This is a genomic window from Rhodococcus sp. MurmanLake-1 (assembly GCF_056945715.1).
The window spans coordinates 1-243 of record NZ_JBWZNF010000104.1 but is presented as its reverse complement, the minus strand read 5'-3'; the positions used below and the strand labels follow the sequence as shown (position 1 = coordinate 243).

Annotated in this window: 1 protein-coding gene; it reads left to right on the top strand. The window is 67.1% G+C overall.

Features of this window, described 5'->3' with window-relative positions; translation table 11 throughout:
• Positions 1 to 243, top strand: a 243-nt coding sequence (locus AC2ETI_RS32825) for a cation efflux transmembrane domain-containing protein (protein WP_483635078.1), incomplete at both ends; no start/stop codon positions are given.

Genomic DNA, 243 nt, shown 5'->3' with positions numbered 1-243 from the left:
CCGCTGTGGATCGCGTTCGCGCTCGGGACCAAAGCCGCCACCCGCCGCTATACCTACGGATACGGTCGCGCCGAGGACCTGGCGGGGCTGTTCGTCATCGCGATGATCGCCCTTTCGGCGATCATCGCCGGCGTGGAATCCGTTCGCCGCCTGATCAACCCGGTTCCGATCGACAACATCGGGTGGGTCGCCGCGGCCGGGTTGGTCGGCTTCATCGGCAACGAACTCGTCGCGGTCTACCGC